Genomic DNA, 24,354 nt, shown 5'->3' with positions numbered 1-24,354 from the left:
TGAAGGAGCCCGCCTTGACCCTGAATGATCTCCGTGGATTGATGCTGCTGGGCTTTCTGCTATGACCCCCTATTTTGATTTTTCTGACCCGGCCGTGGCCGAACTGGCCCGCGCCGATGTCGCCCGAGCGTTGCAGGAAGATGTCGGCGCGGGCGATCTGACCGCCGGTCTGATCGACTCCAGCCGGCGCGCCCGGGCGCACATCCTGGCGCGTGAAGCGGCTGTGCTGTGTGGCGCGGCGTGGGCGCAAGCGGCGCTGCAGCAACTTGACCCGACGGTGCGTCTTGATTGGCGCGTGCAGGAGGGGCAAGCCTGCGTGGCCGACCAGGTGGTGCTGGAAATTGAAGGGTCGGCCCGTGCGCTGCTCACGGCCGAGCGTACCGCGCTCAATTTTTTGCAGTTGCTCAGCGCCGTGGCGAGCAAGACCGCAGAGTATGTGGCCGCGGTGCAGAGTGTGCCCGGTAGCCGGGCGCAGATTGTGGACACGCGCAAGACCCTGCCGGGCTTGCGGCTGGCGCAGAAGTATGCGGTGCGCGTCGGTGGCGGCACCAACCATCGGCTGGGTTTGTATGACGCCTTGCTGATCAAGGAGAACCACATTGCCGCCGCCGGCGGTGTCGCCAAGGTGCTGCGCCGCGCTGCCGTCTTGGCGCCCGAGGCCAAGTTTGTCGAGATTGAGGTGGAGACCCTGGCGCAACTCAAAGAGGCGCTCGACGCTGGCGCCGGTATGGTGCTGCTCGACAACATGAGCCTGGCGCAGTTGCAGGACGCGGTGCAGCTCAACGCCGGGCGGGCCGTGCTGGAGGTCTCGGGTGGCGTGACTATGTCGACCGTGCGCGCCATTGCATCCACCGGGGTGGACCGTATTTCCATCGGCGCCTTGACCAAGGACGTCAAGGCCATTGATTTTTCAATGCGTTTTGCTTCTAGCCCTCTCTGAGTCTGCGTAGGGTGCTATTAATTTTGATAAACAGGAGTTGCCATGACGAACGCCACGGACACGGTCAAAGAAGTTGACTACGAGCAGCCGCAGCGGGATGCCGCAGCTGGAGCCGCGGTATGTGCCACCAAACACGCCTGGGCACGGGTGCCGCTTGAACCCGGTCCGGTCGAGCGCGCCGCGCTGAAAAGCAAAATCCGCCGCCTGCTTAAGGAAAGGAACGCCGTGATGGTGTCGCACTATTACGTGCATCCTGATTTGCAGGACCTGGCCGAAGAAACCGGCGGCTTGGTCAGCGACTCGTTGGAGATGGCCCGTTTTGGCCGCGACCACACGGCGCAGACGCTGGTGGTGTCGGGCGTGCGCTTCATGGGTGAGACGGCCAAAATCCTGTCGCCCGAAAAGCGGGTCTTGATGCCCGACCTGGACGCCACCTGCTCGCTTGACCTCGGTTGCCCGGTGGATGAATTCAGCGCCTTTTGCGACGCGCATCCGGACCGCACGGTGGTGGTCTATGCCAACACCAGCGCCGCCGTCAAGGCGCGCTCCGACTGGCTGGTCACGTCGAGCTGCGCGCTGGAGATTGTGAGTGCGCTCAAAGACAAGGGCCACAAAATCCTGTGGGCGCCCGACCGCCATCTGGGGGGCTACATCCAGCGTGAAACCGGCGCCGACATGCTGATGTGGGGCGGCTCGTGCATCGTGCATGACGAGTTCAAGGCCTTTGAGCTCAAGGCACTGATGAAGGAGCACCCGGCTGCCCGCGTGCTGGTGCACCCCGAGTCACCGGCGGATGTGGTGGCGCTGGCCGACGCGGTGGGTTCCACATCGGCCATCCTCAGAGCGGCGCATGAGATGGAGGCCCAGGAATTCATCGTCGCCACCGACAGCGGCATGATGCACAAGCTGCGCACGCTCAATCCAGGCAAGCTGTTTCTGGAAGCGCCCACCGCCGGCAACAGCGCCACCTGCAAGAGCTGCGCCCATTGCCCCTGGATGGCGATGAACAGCCTGTTTGATGTGGCCCGCGTGCTGGAGACCGGCGCCAATGAGGTTCACGTCGACCCCGCATTGGGCCTGCGGGCTCGCATCCCGATTGACCGGATGTTGGCGTTTACGGCGGCGCTCAAAGGCGGGCGAGATGCTGGGAGTCTGGTGCCGCTGATTGGGGCGGCGTAGTCGGCGCTGTCCGCGAGGCCAGAGATTGGGGCATGGGCCCCGGCCTCACGCTGTCAAACGCCCAGAAATCGGCGGAGACACATACCCCAATCTCTGCGGGCGACTTCCTTGGTTAACGAAGCAAGTTTTTGATGCCCGCGAAGGACAGGTCTGCAGCGGGAGCCGACCACCACGAACGGCAGGTTGGTGGAAGTCAAATTCAACGAACTTATTTTGCGTTTTCTCACTTAGAAAGTTGAGTTTTCTGTCTGACGCGTCAAGTGATTCCGGTTCCGCGTTCTGTCTACATTTTGATCAAGATAAACTTGACAACCTACAACTCCAGGGAACCAGATGAATATAAAGTTGTCAGTCATTTGTTTTGGCACTCTTGCCATCACTGCTTGCTCCAATTCTTCGGGCGTGCTGAAGATGGGTCCAGATACGTTTTCGATCTCCACGGAAGCATCGTTTGGCAAGGGGGGCATTCCAGCCACTAAGAAAATTGCGTATCAAGAAGCCGGAGACGAGTGTTCAAAGCGTGGCACGGAGGTTTTTGTACTCAACGAGCGGAGTGCCGGAACTACGTTCTCAGACGGAATGGCAAAAACAGAACTAACATTCCGATGCTTACGGGCTGACGATCCGGAATTCAAAAGACAACGCTACGAAAAGACCCCAGACGTTGTAATAGAGAATCGCCAAAAAAGCTAATCTTACGGCAGTGCCAATTGCTATCAGGACTCAATCAGCTCTCGTGCTTCGCAAAATCATGGCACCAAAAGACGGTTTTATGGCACTCCCAGGCCATATCACCAAGTCGTTCAAAATGATCGGATAGCGCGTCATGCAGCCACCGAAGAGCTGCGTTTGCGTGATCTGTGGAGTCAGGCCCGCAGAGACGGTTGATCACGTTCCGCCCAAGTGTTTCTTCAAAGGTGTGGAAGACGCGCAGTTGCGCACAGTTCCGGCGTGCAGCATCTGCAACAACGGTGCGTCCTCTGATGACGAGGACGTTCGTTTCTACATCAGCGCCCAAATTGGCAAACAGAATCCCGCGTCGGCTGCGCTCTGGGACGGTGGCGCCTATCGCACGATCACCAGAAAGCTCAAGCTGCGCAAGTCCTTTCTTGCCAACACACGCGAAATCCAAGTTTGTGAAGAAGATGGGAGTACGACGAACCGGCTGTCTTTTCATGTCCCGTTTGGCACGTATCAGCGTGTCTTCGAACGAACAACACGCGGCCTGTACTTCTTTCACACTGGGCTCATTCTTCCCGCCGCGATTCCGGTCTCAGCGACTATGCTTGCCGGTACCCCTAATCTGGACACCGACGAAATTCGAATGCTGAACGTCGAAGCTATTGGGAAAGGAGCTTGTGTCTATCGTTACGGGGTAGCGGCCGAGGACGTGAACAGCAGCCTTTGGATCTATGAGTTTCACAAGGCGCACTGGGCTTTGGTAACAACAGGGAGCACGGAGTGACGACACCATATATCAAATACTTCGACGCGGACAAATACGTCCTTCCTCGCGAGGCGCGCACGCGTCTCCTGTGCGCCGGTCAAGTCCAACTTTAGACCTCATGGCCAAGTCCGTTGCGCGCAAGCACCATTACGTTCCGCAGGCCTATCTCGCCGCATTCACTACAACAGGCAGGAAAGACGGTCAATTCTTTGTCCTGGATGTGGAGAGTAGCCGTGCATTTCGTACCTCGCCGGGAAATGTTGCGGCCGAGCGGGACTTCAACCGCGTGGACATTGAAGGTCACTCGCCCGATGCAGTTGAGAACGGACTCGCACCCTTTGAAGGAAATGCGATCGATGCAATTCGTCGGGTCGTTGAAACTCAAAGCTTCCCGAGCGACAGTGACTGGAATCTCATCCTGAACTTGCTGGCCCTACTTGCAGTTCGCAATCCGCGACTTCGCGGGTCGTTCAATCGATCACGGGAGCAAACCTTCCGAATCATCGCCGACTTGCTCGCCTCGGACAAGAAGCTGTGGGACAGGCACATGCAAAAGGCCAAAGACGCGGGCGAGCAGTATCCTAATGTGTCGTTCCAGGAGTTCAAGTCCTTTGTGGAGCGAGGAAACTACAACTTTGTGTTTCACCCCGAAGGCAACTTACGCACGGAATTCAACGCGCTAGACAAGATTTTGCCGATTCTGGGTCAGAGAATTTGGTCGGTGCTTGTTGCGCCGCCAGAGGGTCCGGAGTTCATTTGCGCGGATCACCCGGTTACGTTGGTTTGGAAAGGTGATCGCGAAGGGCACGTCGGCTACGGGCTGCGCGAAACGGAAGTCTTCTTCCCCCTTGGAAGGCGAGTTGGCTTCTACGGTGTATATGAGACCCCGCTAAAGCCAGTTGTGACTTGCCGACCCTTAAACGTGGCAATCATGAACCAGCGCTTGGTGAATAGTGCCGAGCGTCAGGTGTACTCCGCAGTCGAAAGCTTCGCCGTTTGGCATAGGGGCAGCATCCGGGAGGTCCGCTGTGAGGGCTAACCCTGCAATGCACATGGACCTCGCGCGAAAAGCCGCGCGAGGCCGGTGATTTTGGACGTAATGCCCGCTATGGAGCGAGCAGATTGGAAAGCTCTACAGCAGTTTTGTGTCTTTATGTACATCTCTGCATAAGGGCCCTTATGCACAGAGTCCAGTTATGAACAGTTTTGTATTCGTTGGGTTGGCAGTCTCTTCTGTAAAGGGCAAAACACAATGGCTTTGCCCTTTACATAATTACAGGTTCTTCAAGAATTCCAGCAATGATTCGGTCGCCTTGAAACGCCGTGCGGGGATCTCAGGCTCTTGTAGGCGAGCCAACGCCTTCTCCTTCATGGCCAAATCGGCTTCGACGTATTGATGGGTTGTTGTCGGGCTTTCATGTCCCAGCCACAACGCGATGACACTGATTTCCACGCCCGACTGCAGCAAATGCATGGCCGTGGTGTGTCTGATGGTGTGGGGAGAAATCGCACGCTTCGCCAGACTCGGAATCGTTTTGACGGCAGCTTGCACGGCCAATGCCATACGCTGGGTTACGTTGGAGCGTGTCATCGCTTGACCACTGCGATTGGGCAACAAGGCCGAGGTTGGCCCTAAATCAGGATTGAGTTTTAGCCACTGACGAACTGACTTGACCGTCGATCGCCAGAGAGGGACAGAACGATCCTTGCGACCTTTGCCATGCAAGTGCACGCAAGCTGAGGCATCCAGCACGACATCAGACACCTGGACGCCAATCACCTCCGATACTCTGGCACCTGTGTTGTACATCAACGCCATCAGCAAGCAGTCACGTTGGCTGGTCCAACTCAGGCCAGGGCGGCCGATCACGGCAAGCATCTCGTCGCGGGAGAGAAATCCGAGCATCGGCCGCTCAAATCGCTTCATCGGAACCCCCAGCGCCTGCTCAACGACATGCAACCCGGCGACATCCCTGCGCCCAGCGAACTTCAGAAATGAGCGCAGTGCAGCCAATCTTGCATTGCGACTGCGCACTGCGTTGTGGCGGTCAACTTCAAGATGGTCAAGATAGGCCAGAATGAGTGCAGGCGTAATGTCGGCGAGCAAAAACATCGTGGGGGGCTTTTGCAGTCGCTTTTGCGCGAAGTCCAAAAACAAAACAAAGGCATCTCGATAGGCGGCCACGGTACGCGAACTCAAGGCGCGTTGTTTCGTCAGGTGTTCGGTAAAGAACGATTGCACCAGTGACGGGAAACTGGGTGAAACGGTGGTGTCATTCATGATCAAACTCCCCGGCACATGCAAAGCATTCAAACCTTGCACCGGCCAAAGCCATCAACTCAGGCACACCGGTGAGATACCAGTAAGTGTGTGAAATCCTGACATGCCCCATGTAGGTCGACAAAGCCAACATCCGTTGGTTTAGATCCACGTCTTGCTCATGCCACAACGTCAATCGTTTCACCGCAAAACTGTGGCGTAAATCATGGATGCGTGGCTGCCCATGACTGCCACGATCAATCCAGCCAAGCTGTGTACGCAACTGCGTGAAGATGCGATGAACTTGCCTGTCTCCCAGCGGCTTGCCAAGATGGGCCCCCCGCGAGCCCACAAAAAACAGTGACTGCGCCGCATCAGGCACTTGCTTCATACGTGTCGCGCGGTATGTAGCTAGAGGCGCGATCACACTTGGATGCACTGGCACCAATCGGGACTTGCCAAACTTGGCACCGCGCACCGTCAGTACGCCCGCCACCAAGTCCACATCAATATCAGCCAGCCCAAGGGCCTCGCCTATGCGCAACCCTGTCGCGGAAATCAGGCCAAACAGCGTCGCATAAGTGGCTGCACGCAGACCGTCGGAGGGACCGAGTTTGCCCGCTTCTTGCATGAGCGCCAATACCTCATCTGCACGGTAGATGTGCGGTGTCTTTCTTCCCGGAAGGGATCCAAATATTGAGTCGTCTGGCACTTCGGTGGCCGCTTCAAACTGCTGTAACCACCGTAAAAATGGTCGCAAGTTCACCAGCCGTCTGGCCGACGTTTCAGGACTGACGTTGCCTCCATGCGCCTCGCGTGCCCACTGCGAAGTCAATTCAACAGTAACCGCTCCAAGGTGCTTTGAATCCTCAACAAAGCTGGCAAAGTTCAGCAATTCCCGACCGCATGAAATGAGGCGATAGCCCAGATTGCGCTGCTCACGCAGGAATTCCTGCACTCTCGTGCGAAGACCAACGGCGGCGTTCATGCAGCACTCCCAGGCCAGGGCAATGCCACTTCGACCAAACTGTGTTGATCGAGTTTGGCGTAGATCACCGAGGTGTTCAAGGAACGGTGCCGGAGCATGTCGGCTACATCTTTGATGGAGCCCCCGCCATTGACAATCCGGCACGCCAAGGTGTGGCGCAAGGAATGGCTGCGACCGTGCACAATACCGGCGCAACGCAATGCCCTGCCGATAAAAGCGCGTATAGCGTCAACCCCGATGGGCTGATCATGGGGCGCTTTTAGCCGAAAAAAAATGGTCTTGATGGTGGTGGTCGGTCGCTCGTGACGCAGGTACTCGGCCAGAGCCTCCCCCGTGGCCGTTGGCAACGGCAGGATATCTTGGCGCATCGACTTCGTCTGCCTGAGTTTCACGGTGCCATTGCGCCAATCGATGTCACTGAGTTCGAGCTTGGCGATCTCCCCGCTGCGCAACCCGAGATCCAAAGCCAACCGAACCATGCTCAGTAGACGCCACCGTGATGACACGGTCTGTTCACAATGCGTCATCAATCGTTGCACCTCCCCAGCCGTAAGGGCACGGGGCAATGACGCCAGTGTCCATTGGGCTGGTGTTGAAATTGCGCCCAGCAGCCCGCGTACCTCATCGCCGCAAGTGAGCCGATAGCGGAAATAGGCCCGAAAGGACGCCGCCAAAGATTGCGCATGCGATGTCGAGTTGACCCGCTCCAGCTCTTTGGTGATGAAGGCACGCAGGTCTTCCACCAGCATGTCTTTGCCTGTGAAGGCCCTGTCGGCAAACTTCCAGCGCAGAAATTGCCCCACCCGGTACAGCCGGTCTTTGCGCGTCCCCACGGCAAGACCACGTGCATTGCGCATATGTGCGTCGTACCGGCGCAGTTCATCGGCTATTGGTCCGGCGGGAGGCAGCACTTCGGCGATCACACGCTCCTCGCGAAGCACCTCCAGCAGCAGCCCGAGCCCAGCGCGCAACTGATCATGGCTTCTCAACGCCATGGAATGGCAATCACAGCGTGGCAAATGGAAATTGAGAAATTGATTAACGCAATCCTGGTCGAGTTGACTGGCCACCAGGGTGCAGCGGGCCATCCAGTGAGCGAAATGCGCCAGTGCGTCAATGTGACTACGCGATGATTGCCGGGAGTAACTTCCTTGCTCAAGATTTGCCGTGTAGGCCTCAACATGCGCGGCAAGCGGGCCGTCAAGTAGCCAGGTCTTGGCCAAAGGGGGTAACGAGTTGATCGAATCCATGGTGGTCTCCAGTTGTGAAGCCACCACCCATGCGCCTGTCCGGAAATTATGTAAAGCTCATCAACCCGTCAAGCTCGGCTGTTCAGGGAGGAAGACAGCCACTGCTGAACCAAAACTGTTCATAACTGGGAAATGTGCATAAGTGTCTTAAACAGTCGGCCACCCGGAAAACTGCCCAACACCCAGGCCAGTGACTCTTTAAGACACTCTGATGTTGACGGGGTTATAGTGATTGACAATTCAACTCTTTAGACATTCGTAGGCAGCTCGCAGTCTTATGACAATGAACGAAGTGTATGCCGCGATCGAACCGGCGCGCGCGGAAATCGACATGCTCGAAGGGCCCACCATGCTTGAGTTTGGCAGCCCCTCATGCGGATACTGTCGCGCGGCCCAACCGCTGCTGGCCTCCGCTTTTGCCGATCACCCGAACGTGCGTCACATCAAAATCGCTGATGGTAGCGGTCGACCTCTGGGGCGTTCATTCAAAGTGAAGCTTTGGCCTACGTTGGTATTTCTCAGTAATGGCCGGGAAACCGAGCGCCTGGTTCGAACTGGCGACGCGGGCGCGATCCGCAGAGCCCTCGCGCGGATCGAATCATCGCCCCTGGCTTGACCGCACTGCAGGGAGTTCAGTCGACCCCGTCCACTGAAAACCAGATCCAGAATACCGTCAACGGCAGTGGTAGGGCCGACACGACATGGCGGAACAGGGAGTTATGTGCAACGTCGTGAAAACGCGTCTGGTTCAAATCGGCACTCAGTGGATGCGTATTGGGTTGGCTGGCGGTGGCGCTTGCCGGGAGTTGACTTGGGAAATTGAGCGGCTTCAATGGAGCGGGATGTAATTCGGCAGTGCAGCGGGAGCGGGCCTTCCCGCCTGAGAAGCTGCTTAACGGACTCACTTCAATTTCAGAGCTCGCTTGTGGCGCGATGCTTGTCAACGCACTGCCACGGACCCTGTGCTAGAGTAAATTTCAATCACAGGCGTCCACCATAAGCCCCACCCCAACCCAACACCCACACGGCCTCAACATCGCCCTCTGGTCAAGCCCAATGACGAATTGGAAACATCACCGCTCCGCGTTACGAGAACCAGCCTCAGCGCCAGACGAAGCGCTGCTGCGGATTGAGCCCGAAGTGATCGTCGTTGAAGGTCAGCGTGCTGGCGGCTCCAGTACCTGATCAATCCCACCAGGCAGCAAGCACCTGAAGTTCAATTGGCCATGACGAGCGAACAAACACCCGGATTCAACGCCCGCTTGTGGCGACGCTTTGTCACCATCGCGCGTCCGTACTGGCTGTCGGATGAACGCTGGCGTGCCAGGGGCCTGTTGGCCCTGCTGATCCTGCTGCTGCTGGGGCAGACCGCCTTCAGTGTGCTGTTCAACCACGAGTCGGGCGAATTCACCTCGGCCTTGGCCGCGCGCGACACCGATCGCTTCTGGGCCTCGATCTGGCGCTACACGGCCATCCTTGTGGCAGCGGTGCCCATTTATGCCCTGTACTACTATGTACGCGACACCCTCGGTCTGCGCTGGCGCCGCTGGCTGACGGACAGCTTTCTGGCGCGCTATTTTCATCAGCGCGCCTATTACCGGCTCAACACCAGCGGCATCGACAACCCCGACCAGCGCATCGCCGAAGACATCAACAGCTTCACCCAGCAGTCGCTTTACTTCTCGATGATCGTGCTGGGCTCGGTCATCGACCTGGTCGCCTTTTCCACCGTGCTGTGGACCATCTCGCAGGGGCTGGTCTATTTCCTGCTCGGCTATGCGATCTTCAGCACCGTATTCACGGGCGCGGTATTCGGCAAACGGCTCATCGGCTTGAACTTTCGCCAACTGCAGCGTGAAGCCAACTTTCGCTTCAGCCTGGTGCGGGTGCGCGAACACGCGGAGCCGATTGCCTTCCACGACGGCGAGGCGCGCGAGATGTCGGCGCTGCAGCGTGTCTTCGCGGCGGCTTACGCCAACTACCAGCAAGTGCTGCGCTGGCAGTTCAAACTCAACCTGTTCCAGTACGCCCATAGTTTCCTGACCATCGTGCTGCCGACCGTGATCATTGCCAACGATGTCCTCTCCGGGGCGCTGGAGGTCGGACGGGCGATCCAGGCCGCCGGCGCCTTCGCGGCCATCCTGAGCGCGCTGACGGTGATCGTCAATCACTTCGAGGGTCTGAGTCGCTTTTCCGCCGGTGTTGACCGGCTGCACGCCTTCTCCGAGGCGTTGGGTGTCCAGGCGGACGAACCCGCCATCGACCCCGCCGTCGCCCGGCATATTCACACTGTGCACGGCTTTGATCTTGCCCTTGAGCATCTGACAGTGCTCACGCCCAACCGCGAGCATCTGCTGGTTGAAGAACTCACGCTGGCCGTCAACCCGGGCGAAGGACTGCTGGTTGTCGGGCCCAGCGGTACGGGCAAAAGTTCGATACTGCGGGTCATTGCCGGGCTGTGGAACACAGGCTCGGGCGAAGTAACCCGCCCGGCCGGATCGGACATGTTGTTCTTGCCCCAACAGCCCTACTTGCCGCTGGGCGACCTGCGCTGCCAGCTGACCTATCCGCAAACCGAGCGCGACATCTCGGACGAAGAACTGCTGCAGTGGCTTGCGCAGGTGAATTTGCCGACGCTGGCGGAGCGCTTCGGCGGCCTGGGCGCAGAACTGGATTGGTCCAGGGTGCTGTCCGTCGGCGAGCAGCAACGGCTGGTCTTTGCCCGGGCCTTGCTCGCCAAGCCCCGCTACCTGCTGCTCGATGAGGCCACCAGCGCGCTGGATGCTGGCAATGAGGAGCGCCTGTACGGCCAGCTAGCCGTCCTGTCCATCACACCGATCAGTGTCAGTCATCACCAGGCCATTGTGAAGCACCACCGTTGGGTGCTGGAGTTGCCCGGCAACGGCAGTTGGACGCTGCATGAGGCCAGAGGCTACCGTTGGAGCCCGTGAGCAATTGAGGTCATTGGAGTGTCAAGCGGCGCCACGTAGCGGTACAGCGCAACGCAGCCGCGGCAGGCCCGCCCGATGTCAACTCCATGGCGTGCTGTGTCACGGGAGTGGCTCTGGTGGCGCGTCAAAACTGTCGCGGAACGTGAAGTAAAGCGAGGTAAAAAACATCGACGCCATCAGCAGCAGGGCGGGAAACAGCAGGTCGCCGGCCAAACCCGGATTGCCCATCAGAGATGCGATGGTGGTCACTCCCACCACCAGCATGATCAGCACGGCCAGCCACATCAAGCCAAACAGCACGTAGGCCCAGAAGTTGCGCCCGCAGGCCACGATGCTGAAGAACAGGCTTTTGACGGGCGACAGGCCGTGCCAGTGCACCAGCGCCGGCGCATGCCAGAACATCAAGGACAGCGGCAGGTGCAGGCCGATAAAGACCCACATGGCCGCCTGAAAATCGGGCTCCATCATCATCTCGCGCGTGGGGCTGGCGCCGCCCAGGTAGACGCGGGCAAAGGCGCCGTCGTCGACCAGCCAGGACACCCCCATGGCCAGCAAAAAACCCAGCGCATACAGGCCGCCCAGCAGCAGCATGGCGCGGGTTTGCTGAGGGCCAGCGCGAAAGGCGGTCAGCAGCACCTTGGGCATGGGGAAGCGGCCTTCGATGGCTTCCCGCGTTGCCGCCATCATCCCCAGCGTGGCGGCGGGCAGCAGGGTCATGGCCAGGGCGATACCGATGAAAGGCACCTGGCTCACGACGGTCATCACCGCCATGAACATGAAAAACAGACCGGCCAGCGCCAGGGGCTGTTTGAAAAATGTTTGCATACCCAGCTTGACCCAGAGCGTACCGGTGCGGGCTGAAACGATATTGAGCTTCATGGCTGCATCTCCAGCAGGTTGGCGACATCCGGGTGCATGACCCGTTGCTGCAGCACCCGCTCAAAATGGGCCGGGTCGTGGGGTTGGAGCAGGCTGGCCGGGCGCGGCAGGTAGTAGTCCCACAAGCGCGAAATCCAGAAACGCAGGGCTGCGCCGCGCAGCAGGGCGGGCAGCAGCGCCCGCTCGGCGCTCTCCAGTGGGCGCACCGCGCTGTAGGCGCGCAGGAAGCTCTGGAAGCGCTCCACGTCATGCGTGCCGGTATCGAGATCAATGCACCAGTCGTTCAGGCAAACCGCCATGTCAAACAGCCAACTGTCGACGCCGGCAAAATAGAAGTCAAAAACGCCGGTGAGCTCCGGCTGGCCTTGCGCGCCGTCAAACAGCGCGTTGTCGCGAAACAGGTCGGCGTGGATCGGGCCGCGGGGCAGGGCGGCATAGGTCGATGAGGCGGCGATGTGGTTTTGGTAGGCCAGTTCGCTTTGCAGCAGCGCCGCTTGCGTCGGGTTGAGGTGCGGCAGCAGCAGCGGCACCGTCTCATTCCACCAGACCAAGCCGCGCAAATGGGGTTGCACCAGCTCAAAGTCGCGTCCGGCCAAGTGCATTTTGGCCAGCAGGCTACCGACGGCCGCGCAGTGGGCGGGCGTGGGGGAAAGCTCGCTGCTGCCGCGCAGTCTGGTCACAACTGCAGCTGGCTTGCCCTTGAGCTCAAAAACCAGATCACCGCGCGCGTTGGCGCTCGGCTCGGGCACCGGGATGCCGCGCTCGGCCAAGTGCTTCATCAAACGCAGATAGAACGGCAAGGCCTCGAACGTGAGTCGCTCGAACAAGGTCAGCACGTAATCGAAAACTTCACCGTCGCGCTCGGTGCTGACAAAGTAATTGGTGTTTTCAATGCCCCGGGCGCAGCCTTGCAGGGTGGTGAGTTCACCCAGTTTCAGTTGTCGCAGCAGGGCGCGCGCCTCTCGGGTAGAGACTTCTGTGTAAACCGCCATGAATCAGAAACCTAGAATTTTCCAGCTGCGTTCGCCGCTGGCGGGTTCAACCTGGTAGGCGGGCAGGCGCCCCTTGGGCTGAACCGTGATGGTCTTGGTTTCGCCGCCGATGCGCAGCTCATCAATGCGGGCGCCCGAGTCTTCGATTTGAATGCGCTCGGTGCGCTTTTCAATCACGCCGGGTGCAGCGGACGCCGCAGCGCGTGGCTGCGCGGCCGTGGCTTGGGCGGGTGCAGCAGATTGTGCGAGCGCGAGGCCGCAGCATGACATGGACAGGGCAAGAAACAGGGCGATTTTCATCGAACCATTGTAGAGTGGGCAGAGCGCAGCAGCACTCGCAGGCAAAATGCGCGCATGAATATGAATGACTCTCTGACTGACGGTGTGACTGACACCCCAAGCAAGCCAAAAATCCTGCTGCTGGTGGACGGCTCCAGCTACCTGTACCGCGCCTTTCACGCCATGCCGGACCTGCGCGCCGTGCCCGGCGACCCCAGCAGCGCGCCCACCGGGGCCATCCGCGGCATGATCAACATGCTGCAAAGCCTGCGCAAAGAGGTGCCGGCAGATTACGCCGCCTGTATTTTTGACGACAAAGGCCCCACCTTTCGGGACGCGTTGTACCCCGAGTACAAGGGGCACCGCTCGCCCATGCCCGATGATTTGCGGACCCAGATCGAGCCGATTCATGAAGTGGTGCGCCTGATGGGTTGGAGGGTGCTGGCCGTCCCCGGCGTCGAAGCCGATGACGTGATCGGCACACTCGCCGTGACGGCGGCGCGCCAGGGCATTGAGGTGATTGTGAGCAGCGGCGACAAGGACCTGGCGCAGCTGGTCAATTCGCACATCACCATCATCGACACCATGAATGGCCGGCGCCGCGATGTGGCGGGTGTCGAGGCTGAATTTGGCGTGCCGCCGCAGTTGATGGTGGATTTTCAGACGCTGGTGGGCGACGCCATTGACAACGTGCCGGGCGTGCCCAAGGTCGGGCCCAAGACGGCTGCCAAGTGGCTGCAGGAATACGGTTCGCTCGATGCCGTGGTCGCCAACGCCGACAAGATCAAAGGCGTGGTGGGCGAGAACCTCAAAAAATCACTGGACTGGCTGCCGCTGGGCCGCCAACTGCTGACCATCAAGACGGACTGCGATCTGGACGGCTGGATGCCGGACTTGCCCGCTCTTGATTCGATAGCTACTGGCACAATGAATACGGTGGCTCTGGCCCTATTTTATGAAAAATACGGGTTCAAGGGCTTGGCGCGCACCTTGGGTGGCGGGTCTTCCAGCGTGGCAAGCAAGGCGAGCTCAGGATTTGGGGTCGGATCCAAGGAGCGAAGCGACGCCGGCTCAGACCCCAATTCCGGGTCAACAGCTGAACCCGGTTTGTTCGACGACATTGATCCCCCCGCCCCGTCCCGTATGACCGACCTGCACTACGACACCATCCTGACCTGGGACGCCTTCGACCACTGGCTGGCCAAAGTGCAAGCCGCAGACCTGGTGGCGCTGGACACCGAAACCACTTCGCTCGACGAGATGCGCGCCAAAATAGTCGGCATCAGTTTCAGCGTGACGCCGGACGAGGCGGCGTATATCCCGTTGGCGCACGCCTACCCCGACGCACCAAAGCAATTGCCACTCAACGACGTGCTGGCCAAACTCAAACCCTGGCTGGAAAACCCGGCGAGGCCCAAGCTGGGCCAGCACGTCAAGTACGACCGCCATGTGTTTGCCAACCACGGCATCGAGGTGCAAGGCTACGTGCACGACACCATGCTGCAAAGCTATGTGCTCGAAGTCAACAAACCCCATGGGCTGGCCAGTCTGGCCGAGCGGCACCTCGGGCGCACCGGCATCAGCTTTGAGGACTTGTGCGGCAAAGGGGTCAATCAAATCTGTTTTGACCAGGTCGACATTGCCAAAGCAAGCCAATATTCTTGTGAAGACTCGGACATGACGCTGGCGGTGCACCGTGTGCTGTGGCCGCTGTTGCAGGCCAGCGCTGGCGCCGCACTGCAGAGCGCCAGCGCCGATGTGCAGGGGGAATCGGGCCATGCGCCGGGTTTGTCCGAGCCTTACCACCTGCCCAGCCTGCTTGGGATCTACGAGCTGGAAATCGCCAGCAGCGAGGCCTTGTATCGCATCGAGCGCAACGGCGTGCTGATTGACGCGCCCACCTTGGCCACCCAAAGCCACGAACTGGGATCGCGCATTTTGCAGCTTGAAAAGGAAGCGCATGAGCTGGCCGGGCAACCGTTCAACCTGAGCAGCCCGAAGCAGATTGCCGAGATTTTCTTCACCAAGCTCGGTCTGCCAGTTGTAAAGAAAACCCCCACGGGCTCGCCCAGCACTGACGACGAAGTGCTGCAAAAACTCGCCGAGGACTACCCGCTGCCCGCCAAGATTCTGGAGCACCGTGGCCTGTCCAAACTCAAGGGCACCTACACCGACAAGCTGGCGCAACTGGCGCATCCGCGCACCGGTCGCGTCCACACCCATTACGCGCAAGCCGTGGCCGTCACCGGGCGGCTCAGCAGCAACGACCCGAATTTGCAAAACATTCCCGTGCGAACGCCCGAAGGGCGGCGCGTGCGCGAGGCCTTTGTCGCGCCGGCGGGTTGTGTCATTGCCAGCGCCGACTACAGCCAGATCGAGCTGCGTATCATGGCGCACATCAGCGGCGACGCCGCCCTGCTGCTGGCGTTTCGCGACGGCATGGATGTGCACCGCGCAACCGCCGCCGAGATATTTGGGGTTGATACCGGCCAGGTCACCAGCGAGCAGCGCCGTTACGCCAAAGTCATCAACTTCGGCCTGATTTACGGCATGAGTGCCTACGGCCTAGCCAAAGCCTTGAGCATCGACAACACGGCGGCCAAGAACTACATCGAGCGTTACTTTGACCGTTACCCCGGCGTCAAAAATTACATGGACCACACCCGCGCGCTCGCCAAGCGCCAGGGCTATGTCGAAACCGTGTTTGGCCGGCGCTTGTATCTGCCCGAGATCAACTCCCCCAACGGCCCGCGCCGCAGTGGTGCCGAGCGCGCCGCGATCAACGCACCGATGCAGGGCACGGCCGCTGATCTGATTAAGCTCAGCATGGTGAAAGTCCAGCAAGAGATTGATGAGCAAAAACTCGCCACCAAGATGATCATGCAGGTGCATGACGAACTGGTGTTTGAGGTGCCCGAGTCAGAAATCGATTGGGTGCGCCATGAGGTGCCCAGGCTGATGGCAGGAGTGGCGCACCTGAAGGTGCCGCTGCTGGCCGAGGTGGGCATCGGGCCGAACTGGGATCAGGCGCACTGAGTAATCAGGGCTGCCGGTAGATATACAGGCCCAGGCACAAGGCTGCACCCACGGCATACAGCAGCCAGGTGCTCGAGATGGCATAGGGGTAAAGCATGAGTGCGACGCCGATCCATTTGGGCACGGGCAACGAGGCTTTCTTGCCGTAGCGGTAAGCCGCAATACCCGCGATGCCAAACACCAGGGCGCCCAAAATGTAGAGCGGGCTGGGCAGGCTGAAACCGAGGGATTCGAGGGCCTTTAATTCATTCATGGACAAGGCCGGGGCGGGAGGGACTGGCCATAATGCGTTCAAACCAGTCCATGAAATCCTTTGATGTGAACCATCGCCGCCGTCTGCTCCAGCTGCTCTTCGCCAGTGCCGTGAACTTGAGTTTGCCGCGCAGTGCCTGGAGCCAGTCGCGGTGGACTCGCAATCCGTTCACGCTGGGCGTTGCCAGTGGCTCGCCGACGCCCGATGGCGTGGTGTTGTGGACGCGCTTGCATAACGACAAGTCGTCGTTATGGGGCGGTGGCGAGTTGGGCCAGACTGTGGTCCCGGTGCGCTGGGAGCTGGCGCACGACGAGCAGTTCAGCCGTATCGTGCAAAGTGGGCAGTCGATGGCTGGGCCCGAATTGGCGCATTCGGTTCACGTCGAGGTGGCGGGTCTGGAGGCGGATCGCTGGTATTTCTACCGTTTCATGGCCGGCGATTTTGTCAGTCCGGTGGGGCGTACGCGCACGCTGCCCAAGCCCGATCCGGTCGTGGCCCGGCTGCGGCTGGCCTATGCCTCGTGCCAGAAATGGGAGGACGGTTATTTCAGCGCCTGGCGCCACATGTGCGAAGAAAACCTGGACTTGGTGCTGTTTCTGGGCGACTACATCTATGAATACCCAGCGCTCACCAGCAAAGTGCGCGTGCCCACCGGTGGCTGGGTCTTGAGTCTGGACGACTATCGCCAACGCTACGCGCTGTACAAGGGCGAGGCCGATTTGCAGGCGATGCATGCGGCTTGCCCCTGGTTGCTGACCTGGGACGACCACGAGCTGCAAAACGATTACGCGGGCGCGCAAGCCGGCTACAGCAGCGCGCTGGATCCCTCAAATCCAGAGCACTTTTTGGCGCGGCGCGCGGCGGCCTACCAAGCCTGGTACGAACACATGCCGGTGCGCGCGTCTGCCTTGACGCGGGGCTTGGCCGGTCTGGCGAGCGGCGCCGAGCTGCGCATTTACAGCCGCTTGCCCTATGGCCAGCTCGCTTCGCTCTACCTGCTCGATGGTCGCCAGTACAAGGACCCGCAGGCTTGCACCAGCGGCGGGGGCCGGGGATCAGGCAAAGTGAAGCCGGAGACTTGCCCGCAGTGGCATGATCCGGCCCGTTCGCTCTTGGGCCAGACACAGGAGCGCTGGCTGTACGGCGAATTTGCCAAGGCCACCGCGCAGGAGTCCGGTTGGAACGTGCTGGGCCAGCCCACGCTGTTTGGGCAGCGTGATTTGAAAGTGGGCCCCGGTCAGACCCTTTGGAACGACGGCTGGGACGGCTACCCCGCAGCGCGCACGCGCTTGACCGATGCCTTGCGCCAGCACGCCGTGGCCAACCCGGTGATTCTGGGCGGCGATGTGCATGAAAACTGGGTCGGCCACGTCAAGGCCGACTACGCCGACCCGGGCAGTGCCAGCGTCGGGGTGGAATTTTGTGGCACCAGCATCAGCTCGCACGCCGGCGGCAACGCCAAAACCGCACAACTCCTGGTCGAGAACCCGCACTTTGTCTTTGCCGACGCGCAGCGCCAAGGCTACGGCGTGGCGGAGTTCACGCCCCAGCAACTTACCACCAGCTTGCGCGTGGTCGACGACGTGACGCGGCAAGATACCAAAATTGAGACCCTGGCCCGCTTTGTCGTGCAGGTCGGGCGGCCGGTGCTGGAGCGGGCTTGAGCTGGCACGGCAGCGTCACGCACCGCCAGCAACAAAGGTTGCCGTGAAACAGCTTCCTGCTGTTCATTAATTTGATAGCTTGTCACGCAATACCCACGCGGGCTGCAGCCTGATTTGTTATAAATATGGCGCCGCCTTTAACTTGCAACAGCAACCAAAGCCACTCGTGCCGAAGGCGCCTGAGAGTGGTCGGAAAATTTGATGGACTGATTTTCACAATCGGTGATGGACGCCATTGGCGTCGAATGCCAACAGTCTGTCGTACTTCCCGAACAAATTTGACCAACAGACTCAGTGACTGCTTCAGAGACGGATTTACTTCGGCTGTGCAGCGATACATGACGACCATGAATGGCAAGTTCCTGGAAGTCCAGTGCTTGCCCGCCACCTCCGCAAATACCCCATCGACCACGCAGACTTGGAAGTGAATACGCCCGTTCAGGCTGGAGTCGAATCGGTTGATGAAAGCCACCGCGCCAATGTGCAGGGCTGCGTTGCCCACATTCGCCGCACCGGCGCAGTGGGCAGATAATGGCGCAGATTACCCAGCGCCGGCACACATGCGCTAGTGACAATGCGGGATTGCTCGGCGAGTGGCGGAAAGCACACCATTACCCAGATTAAGGCAAAGCGAACGCTCCGACAACCTCGTTCAACCGCAATCGTGTCCGCGCCAGGCTTGGGGAGCGTTCTGATGCGCGTTGCGGGCTCCATTCGGAGTTGACCCATGCGGTCAGGCGGGCGTTGTATCCCAAGCCTTGCGCCAAACTGCCGTCGATTGTTTTCAACAAGTCCTCTCTGATTTGTTTGGGAGCGCTCTTCGCGAGTTTTAACAACGACTGCTTGGGGTCTGCCAATTCATCAGGCGCGGCAGGCAAAACACCCTTTGCCCCAATCAGCGCCCGCATTGCAACGTGGTCAGCTAGCACCCAAGACTCCACTTCACGCACGGCAATCCGAAAAAGCAGATTGGCAGGGGGCGCACCAGCCAACCATTGGTCGCGAAACTCAACCAAGCAATTTGCACGATCCAAGTCCGTCAGCACCAGCATCACCTGCTGTTGCGCCATTTGGTACCAGCTACCCATCCTGGAGCGCAGATAGCCATTCCCCGTCTTGCCCAACTTATGTTGAATGAAATGTGGCGTTGGAACTTCAGAAATCAGGCGCAGTGCAATCGCCTCACTGAGTTGGTCTTCCGTGGCAATGGCAATCGGCGTCATTGCCACAAGCCCAGCTGCGATACCTTCTCGGGGCGGGTCTTGGGCAATACCACTTCCGCAACACTGAGCCCGGCACCAAGCGCTTGCCGCTCGCTGGCATCCAAAGAACGCCCCGTGGTGCCTTGCTTGCCGGTTTCCAAAATCACAACACCCCGTTCATCAATGCCGGGGTTACTCAAAAGCGCATCGCTGTGTGTGGTCAAAACCACTTGACGCTTTGTTTTTCGATCGCGTTGCAGGCGATCCACTATCAGCGGGATTTCCTTCACGATGGCATCGTTGAGCGAAATTTCAGGCTCCTCCAACAACAACATGGAGCTGCCCTCCAGCAACGCCCAGAGCAGGCCAAACAAGCGCAACGTCCCGTCTGAAAAATGCTCCTCAGACTGCCACCCCGCATGGGGGCGATGGTGGGCATAACGCGCCTCCAAATGTGGGTGGCCCATGTCGTCTTTCCTAAACCGCAAATCCTCAAACTGCGGCACCGCCAGCGAAAGTGCTTTTGAAATCTTGGCCAGGCGCGAGTTTCTGGTCTTGTCTGGTGTCTTGGACAAGCGTTCCAAAAAACCTTGGCCAAAAGGATCGTCCGTAAGCCGATGCCCGCCAATTTTTTCGCCAAAGCGCAGCAGTTGCGGCACCAGATGCAGGTAAGTGATATCGCTCAAAAAATCCGCGACGACTCGGAACTCGATATTGGTCTGAATTTGCTCCAGATGCGTTTGGGTGCGCAGCAGCACGTCTACATCGTCCTTGGAGTCTGGTCGATTCAAGATCAGTTCGCCTTCTTTCCAAACCTGCTCACGCGACACCAGCAGACGCTGCGCCCCCTTGCCCTCTGGTTTGAAGGCCAAAACGTATCGCCACACCGGTGGCTGATCCAGTTCCTGGCTGAGTTCAACATCGATCTCCACCTCGGGGTCTCGTCGGGCGTGTAGACAACGCACCTTGGAGATGCCGCCCCGCTCCGCAATAGCCGCCTGTAGCCCGCCGCCCTTGGTCTTGCTGACATCGCGCAAAAATCGCAACGCGTCCAACAGATTGGACTTACCAGAAGCGTTAGGGCCCAGGACATAGGAAACGTCCCGCAGGGGTAAATCCAGCGATTGGAAGTTGCGCCAGTTTTTCAGTCGGATGTTGCTAATGAGCATGGTGTTGCCTTCGGCCGGTAAAGAGGACTAAGCGACATTTTCCACCATCACCTCGGCCAGATGGGCACGGATAGGCATTTCAACACCAAGAGAATTAGTATCGCACCTTGAAACAGCCAGCGATCCGGGTGAAACCGCTCGATTTGCCGCCCACCTGCTCCGTCCACCACTAAGAAATATGTACGAAAGAGTGATTTGCGGTGTGCGGCGTATACCGGGCGCAGAGCTACTCATGCTGCGCATGTGAAACGCCGCTTCGCTACGTCACCAACTGATGGGCTGATCTACCTCGTAGTCCGGTGCGGTTTATGCCACCAGATGCCAGTGCGGCTCGATTTGCGCCCCATCATCCATCTGCGCATCACCACAGTTCTCCCACAGCGGTGGCCTGCGTGCCGGGGATATGTCTGTTTCAATGCCCGGTTTGGGGGAAGCAGATCGCCGACGACTACTACCGCTGTGTGTCTTATGCAGTAGTAGAAACACTGGCTTTGGTGCACAGTTTCAGTCTCAGCAGCATGACTTTTTTGTGAGCGTTTCTGGGGTGCGACATTCACTGCGGGTGCTCAGCCGCCATCATCGCAAGTTATAGAGCCTGGCCTTGAAAGTGGCGCCAGAAATCGAAGGCACCGCACCCACTGCGCTTGGGTTGGTATTCATCACGCCAAAACGATCCAGTGAGCTGTTTGACAAGGCTGCATGCGCGATTGGCGTCACCAGGCCATGAAAGTCAACCAGAAACAGCCTCTTGTCGTTCACTAATTTGATAGCTGGTCACGCACAGTCTACGGGGGCTGCAGCCTGATTATCTATAAATCAGGCGCCGCCTTCAATTTGCAACAACAACAAAAGCCATTCGCGCCGAAGGCGCCACGCCAACATAGTCAGTCTCAGCGTCTGACGCGGTCACCAGTCGATGGCGATTTTGTTGGCGCTGCGTTGCTGCGAACGGCTGTTGGGGCTTGCGGCTCAGCCGGTTTGAAGAGTCACACCGCCGCGAGCGCTTGCTCCAGGTCTTCCAGCAGGTCGTCAATGTGCTCAATGCCGATTGACAGACGCACCATGTCGGGCTTGACACCGGCTTTGGCCAGTTCCTCGGCGTTGAGCTGGCGGTGCGTGGTGCTGGCCGGGTGGCAGGCCAGCGACTTGGCGTCGCCAATGTTGACCAGCCGCGTGAACAGCTTGAGCGCGTCCTGAAAGCGGGCGCCGGCTTCCAGGCTGTCGCTGGCCTTGAGACCAAAGGTGATGATGCCCGAGGCGCGGCCGCCCAGGTACTTCTGCACCAACGCGTGGTCCGCATGGCCGGGCAGCCCCGCGTAATTGACCCAGCCTACTTTGGCGTGCGCTTGCAGGTGCTGGGCGATGCGCAGGGTGTTGTCGCAAATGCGGTCCATGCGCAGGGCCAGCGTTTCAATGCCCTGCAGAATCTGGAAGGCGGCCAGCGCGCTCAGGGCCGCGCCCATGTTGCGCAGCGGCACCACGCGGGCGCGGCCAATGTAGGCAGCAGCGCCCAGTGCCTCGGTATAGACCACGCCGTGGTAGCTCACATCGGGTTCGTTCAGGCGCTTGAAGCGCTCTTTGTGCTCGGCCCACGGGAAATTGCCTGAATCCACAATGATGCCGCCAATGGTGGTGCCGTGACCGCCCAAGTACTTGGTGAGCGAGTGCACCACGATGTCGGCGCCGTGCTCGAACGGGCGGCACAGGTACGGGCTGGCCACCGTGTTGTCCACAATCAAGGGCACTCCGTGCGCATGGGCCACTTGAGCGAGCGCGGCCAGGTCGGTGATGTTGCCCAGCGGGTTCCCAATGGTTTCGCAAAACACCGCCTTGGTGCGCGCGTCGATCAGCTTGGCAAAGGAGGCCGGGTCGCGGTAATCGGCAAAGCGCACCTCGATGCCCATTTGCGGGAAGGTGTGGGCAAACAGGTTGTAGGTGCCGCCGTACAAGGTGGAGGCCGACACGATGTTGTCGCCCGTCTCGGTGATGGTCTGAATCGCGTAGGCTATCGCCGCCATGCCGGAGGCCACCGCCAGTGCACCAATGCCGCCCTCCATGGCCGCCACGCGCGCCTCCAACACGCCGCAAGTCGGGTTCATGATGCGGCTGTAGATGTTGCCCGCTACTTTCAGGTCAAAGAGATCAGCGCCGTGCTGGGTGTCGTCAAACGCAAAGGCCACCGTTTGGTAAATCGGCACCGCCACCGCTTTGGTGGTGGGCTCGGGCGTGTAGCCGCCGTGGACGGCCAGGGTTTCGATTTTCATGAGGGGCTTTCGATTGCAAAAAAATGAAGACACATCTTAAGGCCCGCATCGGGCTGCGCACAGACCGAGTTCTCATATCGATATGCCTGGTTTTGCTATATCGGCTGCGGGTAAACCCGAGCTGCTCGGCGCCGCGATTTCAATCCAAACCCGGGGATACTCCGGGTGACCCGACCATCTTCATTGTCGATTTCAAACTGATCCAGGAGCATTGATGAGCAAGCAGACCAAGTTTCTTTTGAACGAAGACCAGATGCCAAAATTTTGGTACAACCTGCAGGCCGACTTGCCCAAGCCGATGCCCGCCGTGCTGCACCCCGGCACCATGCAGCCGGTCGGGCCCGATGACCTGGCACCCTTGTTCCCGATGGCGCTGATCATGCAAGAGGTCAGCCTGGAGCGCGAGATCGAGATTCCAGAACCCGTGCGCGATGTGTTTCGACTGTGGCGGCCAGCGCCGCTGTTTCGTGCCCACCGCCTTGAAAAAGCGCTCGGCACGCCGGCCAAGATTTATTACAAATACGAGGGCGGTAGCCCGGCGGGCAGCCACAAGCCCAACACCGCTGTGCCGCAGGCGTTTTACAACAAAGAGGCCGGCGTCAAGCGGCTGGTGACCGAAACCGGGGCCGGCCAGTGGGGCTCCTCGCTGGCGTTTGCCGGCTCGCTCTACGGCCTGGAAGTTGAAGTGTTCCAGGTGCGTGTGTCCTTTGACCAAAAGCCGTATCGGCGCGCCTTGATGGAAACCTATGGTGCGCGTTGTGTCGCCTCACCCTCCAATGAGACGGTGTATGGCCGCTCCGTGCTGGCCCAGAACCCGAACCACCCCGGTAGCCTGGGCATTGCGATCTCGGAAGCGGTGGAGCTCGCCGTGCAGCGCGACGACACCAAATACGCGCTCGGTTCGGTCCTCAACCATGTGCTCTTGCACCAGACCATCATCGGGCAAGAGGCCATGATGCAGATGCAAATGGCCAATGACTGGCCCGATGTGGTGGTGGGCTGTGCCGGTGGCGGCTCCAATCTGGCGGGCATTGCTTTTCCCTTCATCGGGCAGGGCTTGCGCGGTGGCCAGAAACCGCGCATCGTGGCGGTTGAACCGGCGGCCTGCCCCACACTGACGCGCGGCAAATACGCCTACGACTTTGGCGACACCGGGCACATGACACCTTTGACCAAGATGTACACGCTGGGCAGTCAGTTCACGCCACCGGGCTTTCATGCGGGCGGCCTGCGCTACCACGGCATGGCGCCGTTGGTGTCGCACTGCAAGGCGCTGGGGCTGTTAGAGGCGGTGGCCTATGACCAGGTGGCGTGTTTTGAAGCCGGTGTGCTGTTTGCGCGCAACGAGGGCATCGTGCCTGCGCCCGAGTCCAACCACGCGATCAAGGGCGCGATTGAAGAGGCGCTGCGCTGCAAGCGCGAGGGCAAGGCAGAGACCATTCTGTTTTGTCTGAGTGGGCACGGTCATTTCGACATGACGTCTTACCAGAAGTACTTTGCCGGTGAGTTGACCGACGAGCATTACGACGAGACCGAGTTGGCGCTGGCGCTGGCCAATTTGCCGAATGTGCCGGAAACGGTGTAAAAGTAACAGCGCCCGG

The 24,354-nt window shown here is 59.6% G+C and carries 19 protein-coding genes; 9 read left to right on the top strand and 10 right to left on the bottom strand.

All coding sequences use genetic code 11. The features are described 5' to 3' along the window. Positions 1–61: 61 nt before the first annotated feature. The 4 genes from nadC to GZ093_RS02125 all read left to right on the top strand — a co-directional run bounded on the left by nadC (position 62) and on the right by GZ093_RS02125 (position 4,605). Positions 62–940, top strand: coding sequence for a carboxylating nicotinate-nucleotide diphosphorylase (gene nadC / locus GZ093_RS02140; protein ID WP_296481420.1), 879 nt, complete (start codon positions 62–64; stop codon positions 938–940). 42 nt (positions 941–982) lie between these two features. Continuing rightward, positions 983–2,119, top strand: coding sequence for a quinolinate synthase NadA (gene nadA / locus GZ093_RS02135; protein WP_296481418.1), 1,137 nt, complete (start codon positions 983–985; stop codon positions 2,117–2,119). Positions 2,120–2,945: 826 nt separating this feature from the next. Beyond that, positions 2,946–3,584 carry a hypothetical protein gene (locus tag GZ093_RS02130; protein ID WP_296481416.1) on the top strand — a complete coding sequence of 213 codons (639 nt, stop codon included), beginning with the start codon at positions 2,946–2,948 and terminating at the stop codon, positions 3,582–3,584. A 100-nt stretch (positions 3,585–3,684) separates the two neighbouring features. Then, the gene (locus GZ093_RS02125; RefSeq protein WP_296481414.1) at positions 3,685–4,605 is read left to right on the top strand and encodes a DUF4238 domain-containing protein; all 921 of its coding nucleotides are present in this window, start codon (positions 3,685–3,687) and stop codon (positions 4,603–4,605) included. Between the two features lie 234 nt (positions 4,606–4,839). Here GZ093_RS02125 and GZ093_RS02120 read toward each other — a convergent pair whose 3' ends face one another. From GZ093_RS02120 to GZ093_RS02110, 3 genes are read right to left on the bottom strand one after another with little or no spacing between them, the layout of a single operon-like run. Next, positions 4,840–5,847, bottom strand: coding sequence for a tyrosine-type recombinase/integrase (locus tag GZ093_RS02120; RefSeq protein ID WP_296481411.1), 1,008 nt, complete (start codon positions 5,845–5,847; stop codon positions 4,840–4,842). After that, a complete protein-coding gene (locus tag GZ093_RS02115; protein ID WP_296481408.1) occupies positions 5,840–6,814 on the bottom strand; it encodes a tyrosine-type recombinase/integrase in 975 nt (324 codons plus the stop codon). Before GZ093_RS02115 ends, GZ093_RS02120 begins: the two co-directional genes overlap by 8 nt. Next, positions 6,811–8,064, bottom strand: a complete 1,254-nt coding sequence (locus GZ093_RS02110) for a site-specific integrase (protein WP_296481406.1) — start codon at positions 8,062–8,064, stop codon at positions 6,811–6,813. The genes GZ093_RS02115 and GZ093_RS02110 overlap by 4 nt, the downstream gene beginning before the upstream one ends. Positions 8,065–8,341: 277 nt before the next feature. Between GZ093_RS02110 and GZ093_RS02105 the strand changes: the two genes are divergently transcribed. Together GZ093_RS02105 and GZ093_RS02100 are read left to right on the top strand one after the other, a co-directional pair. Then, positions 8,342–8,680 (top strand): thioredoxin family protein, encoded by a 339-nt coding sequence (locus tag GZ093_RS02105; protein WP_296481403.1) that lies wholly within the window; start codon positions 8,342–8,344, stop codon positions 8,678–8,680. 610 nt (positions 8,681–9,290) lie between these two features. After that, positions 9,291–11,015 (top strand): ABC transporter ATP-binding protein/permease, encoded by a 1,725-nt coding sequence (locus GZ093_RS02100; RefSeq protein WP_296481401.1) that lies wholly within the window; start codon positions 9,291–9,293, stop codon positions 11,013–11,015. A 99-nt stretch (positions 11,016–11,114) separates the two neighbouring features. Here the strand turns inward: GZ093_RS02100 and GZ093_RS02095 are convergent, their stop codons facing one another. From GZ093_RS02095 to GZ093_RS02085, 3 genes are read right to left on the bottom strand one after another with little or no spacing between them, the layout of a single operon-like run. Further along, positions 11,115–11,894, bottom strand: coding sequence for a BPSS1780 family membrane protein (locus GZ093_RS02095; protein WP_296481398.1), 780 nt, complete (start codon positions 11,892–11,894; stop codon positions 11,115–11,117). Continuing rightward, positions 11,891–12,886 (bottom strand): homoserine kinase, encoded by a 996-nt coding sequence (locus GZ093_RS02090; RefSeq protein WP_296481396.1) that lies wholly within the window; start codon positions 12,884–12,886, stop codon positions 11,891–11,893. The genes GZ093_RS02095 and GZ093_RS02090 overlap by 4 nt, the downstream gene beginning before the upstream one ends. Positions 12,887–12,889: 3 nt before the next feature. Further along, positions 12,890–13,186 carry a hypothetical protein gene (locus tag GZ093_RS02085; RefSeq protein WP_296481392.1) on the bottom strand — a complete coding sequence of 99 codons (297 nt, stop codon included), beginning with the start codon at positions 13,184–13,186 and terminating at the stop codon, positions 12,890–12,892. A 60-nt stretch (positions 13,187–13,246) separates the two neighbouring features. On the opposite strand from GZ093_RS02085, the gene polA reads away from it, so the two are divergent. Next, a complete protein-coding gene (polA, locus tag GZ093_RS02080; protein ID WP_296481389.1) occupies positions 13,247–16,201 on the top strand; it encodes a DNA polymerase I in 2,955 nt (984 codons plus the stop codon). Positions 16,202–16,205: 4 nt separating this feature from the next. Here the strand turns inward: polA and GZ093_RS02075 are convergent, their stop codons facing one another. Next, positions 16,206–16,454: a hypothetical protein gene (locus tag GZ093_RS02075; protein WP_296481384.1), complete on the bottom strand. Its 249-nt coding sequence runs from the start codon at positions 16,452–16,454 to the stop codon at positions 16,206–16,208. 50 nt (positions 16,455–16,504) lie between these two features. On the opposite strand from GZ093_RS02075, the gene GZ093_RS02070 reads away from it, so the two are divergent. Then, a complete protein-coding gene (locus GZ093_RS02070; RefSeq protein WP_296481381.1) occupies positions 16,505–18,118 on the top strand; it encodes an alkaline phosphatase D family protein in 1,614 nt (537 codons plus the stop codon). A gap of 620 nt (positions 18,119–18,738) precedes the next feature. Here GZ093_RS02070 and GZ093_RS02060 read toward each other — a convergent pair. The 3 genes from GZ093_RS02060 to GZ093_RS02050 form a co-directional block, all read right to left on the bottom strand. After that, complete coding sequence (locus tag GZ093_RS02060) at positions 18,739–19,341, bottom strand: hypothetical protein (protein WP_296481379.1); 603 nt, start codon at positions 19,339–19,341, stop codon at positions 18,739–18,741. Next, positions 19,338–20,489, bottom strand: a complete 1,152-nt coding sequence (locus GZ093_RS02055; protein ID WP_296481377.1) for an AAA family ATPase — start codon at positions 20,487–20,489, stop codon at positions 19,338–19,340. Before GZ093_RS02055 ends, GZ093_RS02060 begins: the two co-directional genes overlap by 4 nt. A gap of 986 nt (positions 20,490–21,475) precedes the next feature. Then, complete coding sequence (locus GZ093_RS02050) at positions 21,476–22,753, bottom strand: aminotransferase class I/II-fold pyridoxal phosphate-dependent enzyme (protein ID WP_296481375.1); 1,278 nt, start codon at positions 22,751–22,753, stop codon at positions 21,476–21,478. A gap of 214 nt (positions 22,754–22,967) precedes the next feature. Here GZ093_RS02050 and GZ093_RS02045 point away from each other — a divergent pair, with 214 nt between their 5' ends. Further along, positions 22,968–24,338 carry a TrpB-like pyridoxal phosphate-dependent enzyme gene (locus GZ093_RS02045; protein WP_296481373.1) on the top strand — a complete coding sequence of 457 codons (1,371 nt, stop codon included), beginning with the start codon at positions 22,968–22,970 and terminating at the stop codon, positions 24,336–24,338. Positions 24,339–24,354 lie beyond the last annotated feature (16 nt).

The sequence above is a fragment of the Rhodoferax sp. genome (assembly GCF_010365055.1).
Lineage (GTDB): Bacteria > Pseudomonadota > Gammaproteobacteria > Burkholderiales > Burkholderiaceae_C > Rhodoferax.
This window is presented reverse-complemented; position numbering and strand designations above follow the sequence as displayed.

Coding starts and splice junctions, on each gene's coding strand:
- nadC (WP_296481420.1), top strand. CDS start 62: ATGACCCCCTATTTTGATTTTTCTGACCCGGCCGTGGCCGAACTGGCC.
- nadA (WP_296481418.1), top strand. CDS start 983: ATGACGAACGCCACGGACACGGTCAAAGAAGTTGACTACGAGCAGCCG.
- GZ093_RS02130 (WP_296481416.1), top strand. CDS start 2,946: ATGCAGCCACCGAAGAGCTGCGTTTGCGTGATCTGTGGAGTCAGGCCC.
- GZ093_RS02125 (WP_296481414.1), top strand. CDS start 3,685: ATGGCCAAGTCCGTTGCGCGCAAGCACCATTACGTTCCGCAGGCCTAT.
- GZ093_RS02120 (WP_296481411.1), bottom strand. CDS start 5,847: ATGAATGACACCACCGTTTCACCCAGTTTCCCGTCACTGGTGCAATCG.
- GZ093_RS02115 (WP_296481408.1), bottom strand. CDS start 6,814: ATGAACGCCGCCGTTGGTCTTCGCACGAGAGTGCAGGAATTCCTGCGT.
- GZ093_RS02110 (WP_296481406.1), bottom strand. CDS start 8,064: ATGGATTCGATCAACTCGTTACCCCCTTTGGCCAAGACCTGGCTACTT.
- GZ093_RS02105 (WP_296481403.1), top strand. CDS start 8,342: ATGACAATGAACGAAGTGTATGCCGCGATCGAACCGGCGCGCGCGGAA.
- GZ093_RS02100 (WP_296481401.1), top strand. CDS start 9,291: ATGACGAGCGAACAAACACCCGGATTCAACGCCCGCTTGTGGCGACGC.
- GZ093_RS02095 (WP_296481398.1), bottom strand. CDS start 11,894: ATGAAGCTCAATATCGTTTCAGCCCGCACCGGTACGCTCTGGGTCAAG.
- GZ093_RS02090 (WP_296481396.1), bottom strand. CDS start 12,886: ATGGCGGTTTACACAGAAGTCTCTACCCGAGAGGCGCGCGCCCTGCTG.
- GZ093_RS02085 (WP_296481392.1), bottom strand. CDS start 13,186: ATGAAAATCGCCCTGTTTCTTGCCCTGTCCATGTCATGCTGCGGCCTC.
- polA (WP_296481389.1), top strand. CDS start 13,247: ATGAATGACTCTCTGACTGACGGTGTGACTGACACCCCAAGCAAGCCA.
- GZ093_RS02075 (WP_296481384.1), bottom strand. CDS start 16,454: ATGAATGAATTAAAGGCCCTCGAATCCCTCGGTTTCAGCCTGCCCAGC.
- GZ093_RS02070 (WP_296481381.1), top strand. CDS start 16,505: ATGAAATCCTTTGATGTGAACCATCGCCGCCGTCTGCTCCAGCTGCTC.
- GZ093_RS02060 (WP_296481379.1), bottom strand. CDS start 19,341: ATGACGCCGATTGCCATTGCCACGGAAGACCAACTCAGTGAGGCGATT.
- GZ093_RS02055 (WP_296481377.1), bottom strand. CDS start 20,489: ATGCTCATTAGCAACATCCGACTGAAAAACTGGCGCAACTTCCAATCG.
- GZ093_RS02050 (WP_296481375.1), bottom strand. CDS start 22,753: ATGAAAATCGAAACCCTGGCCGTCCACGGCGGCTACACGCCCGAGCCC.
- GZ093_RS02045 (WP_296481373.1), top strand. CDS start 22,968: ATGAGCAAGCAGACCAAGTTTCTTTTGAACGAAGACCAGATGCCAAAA.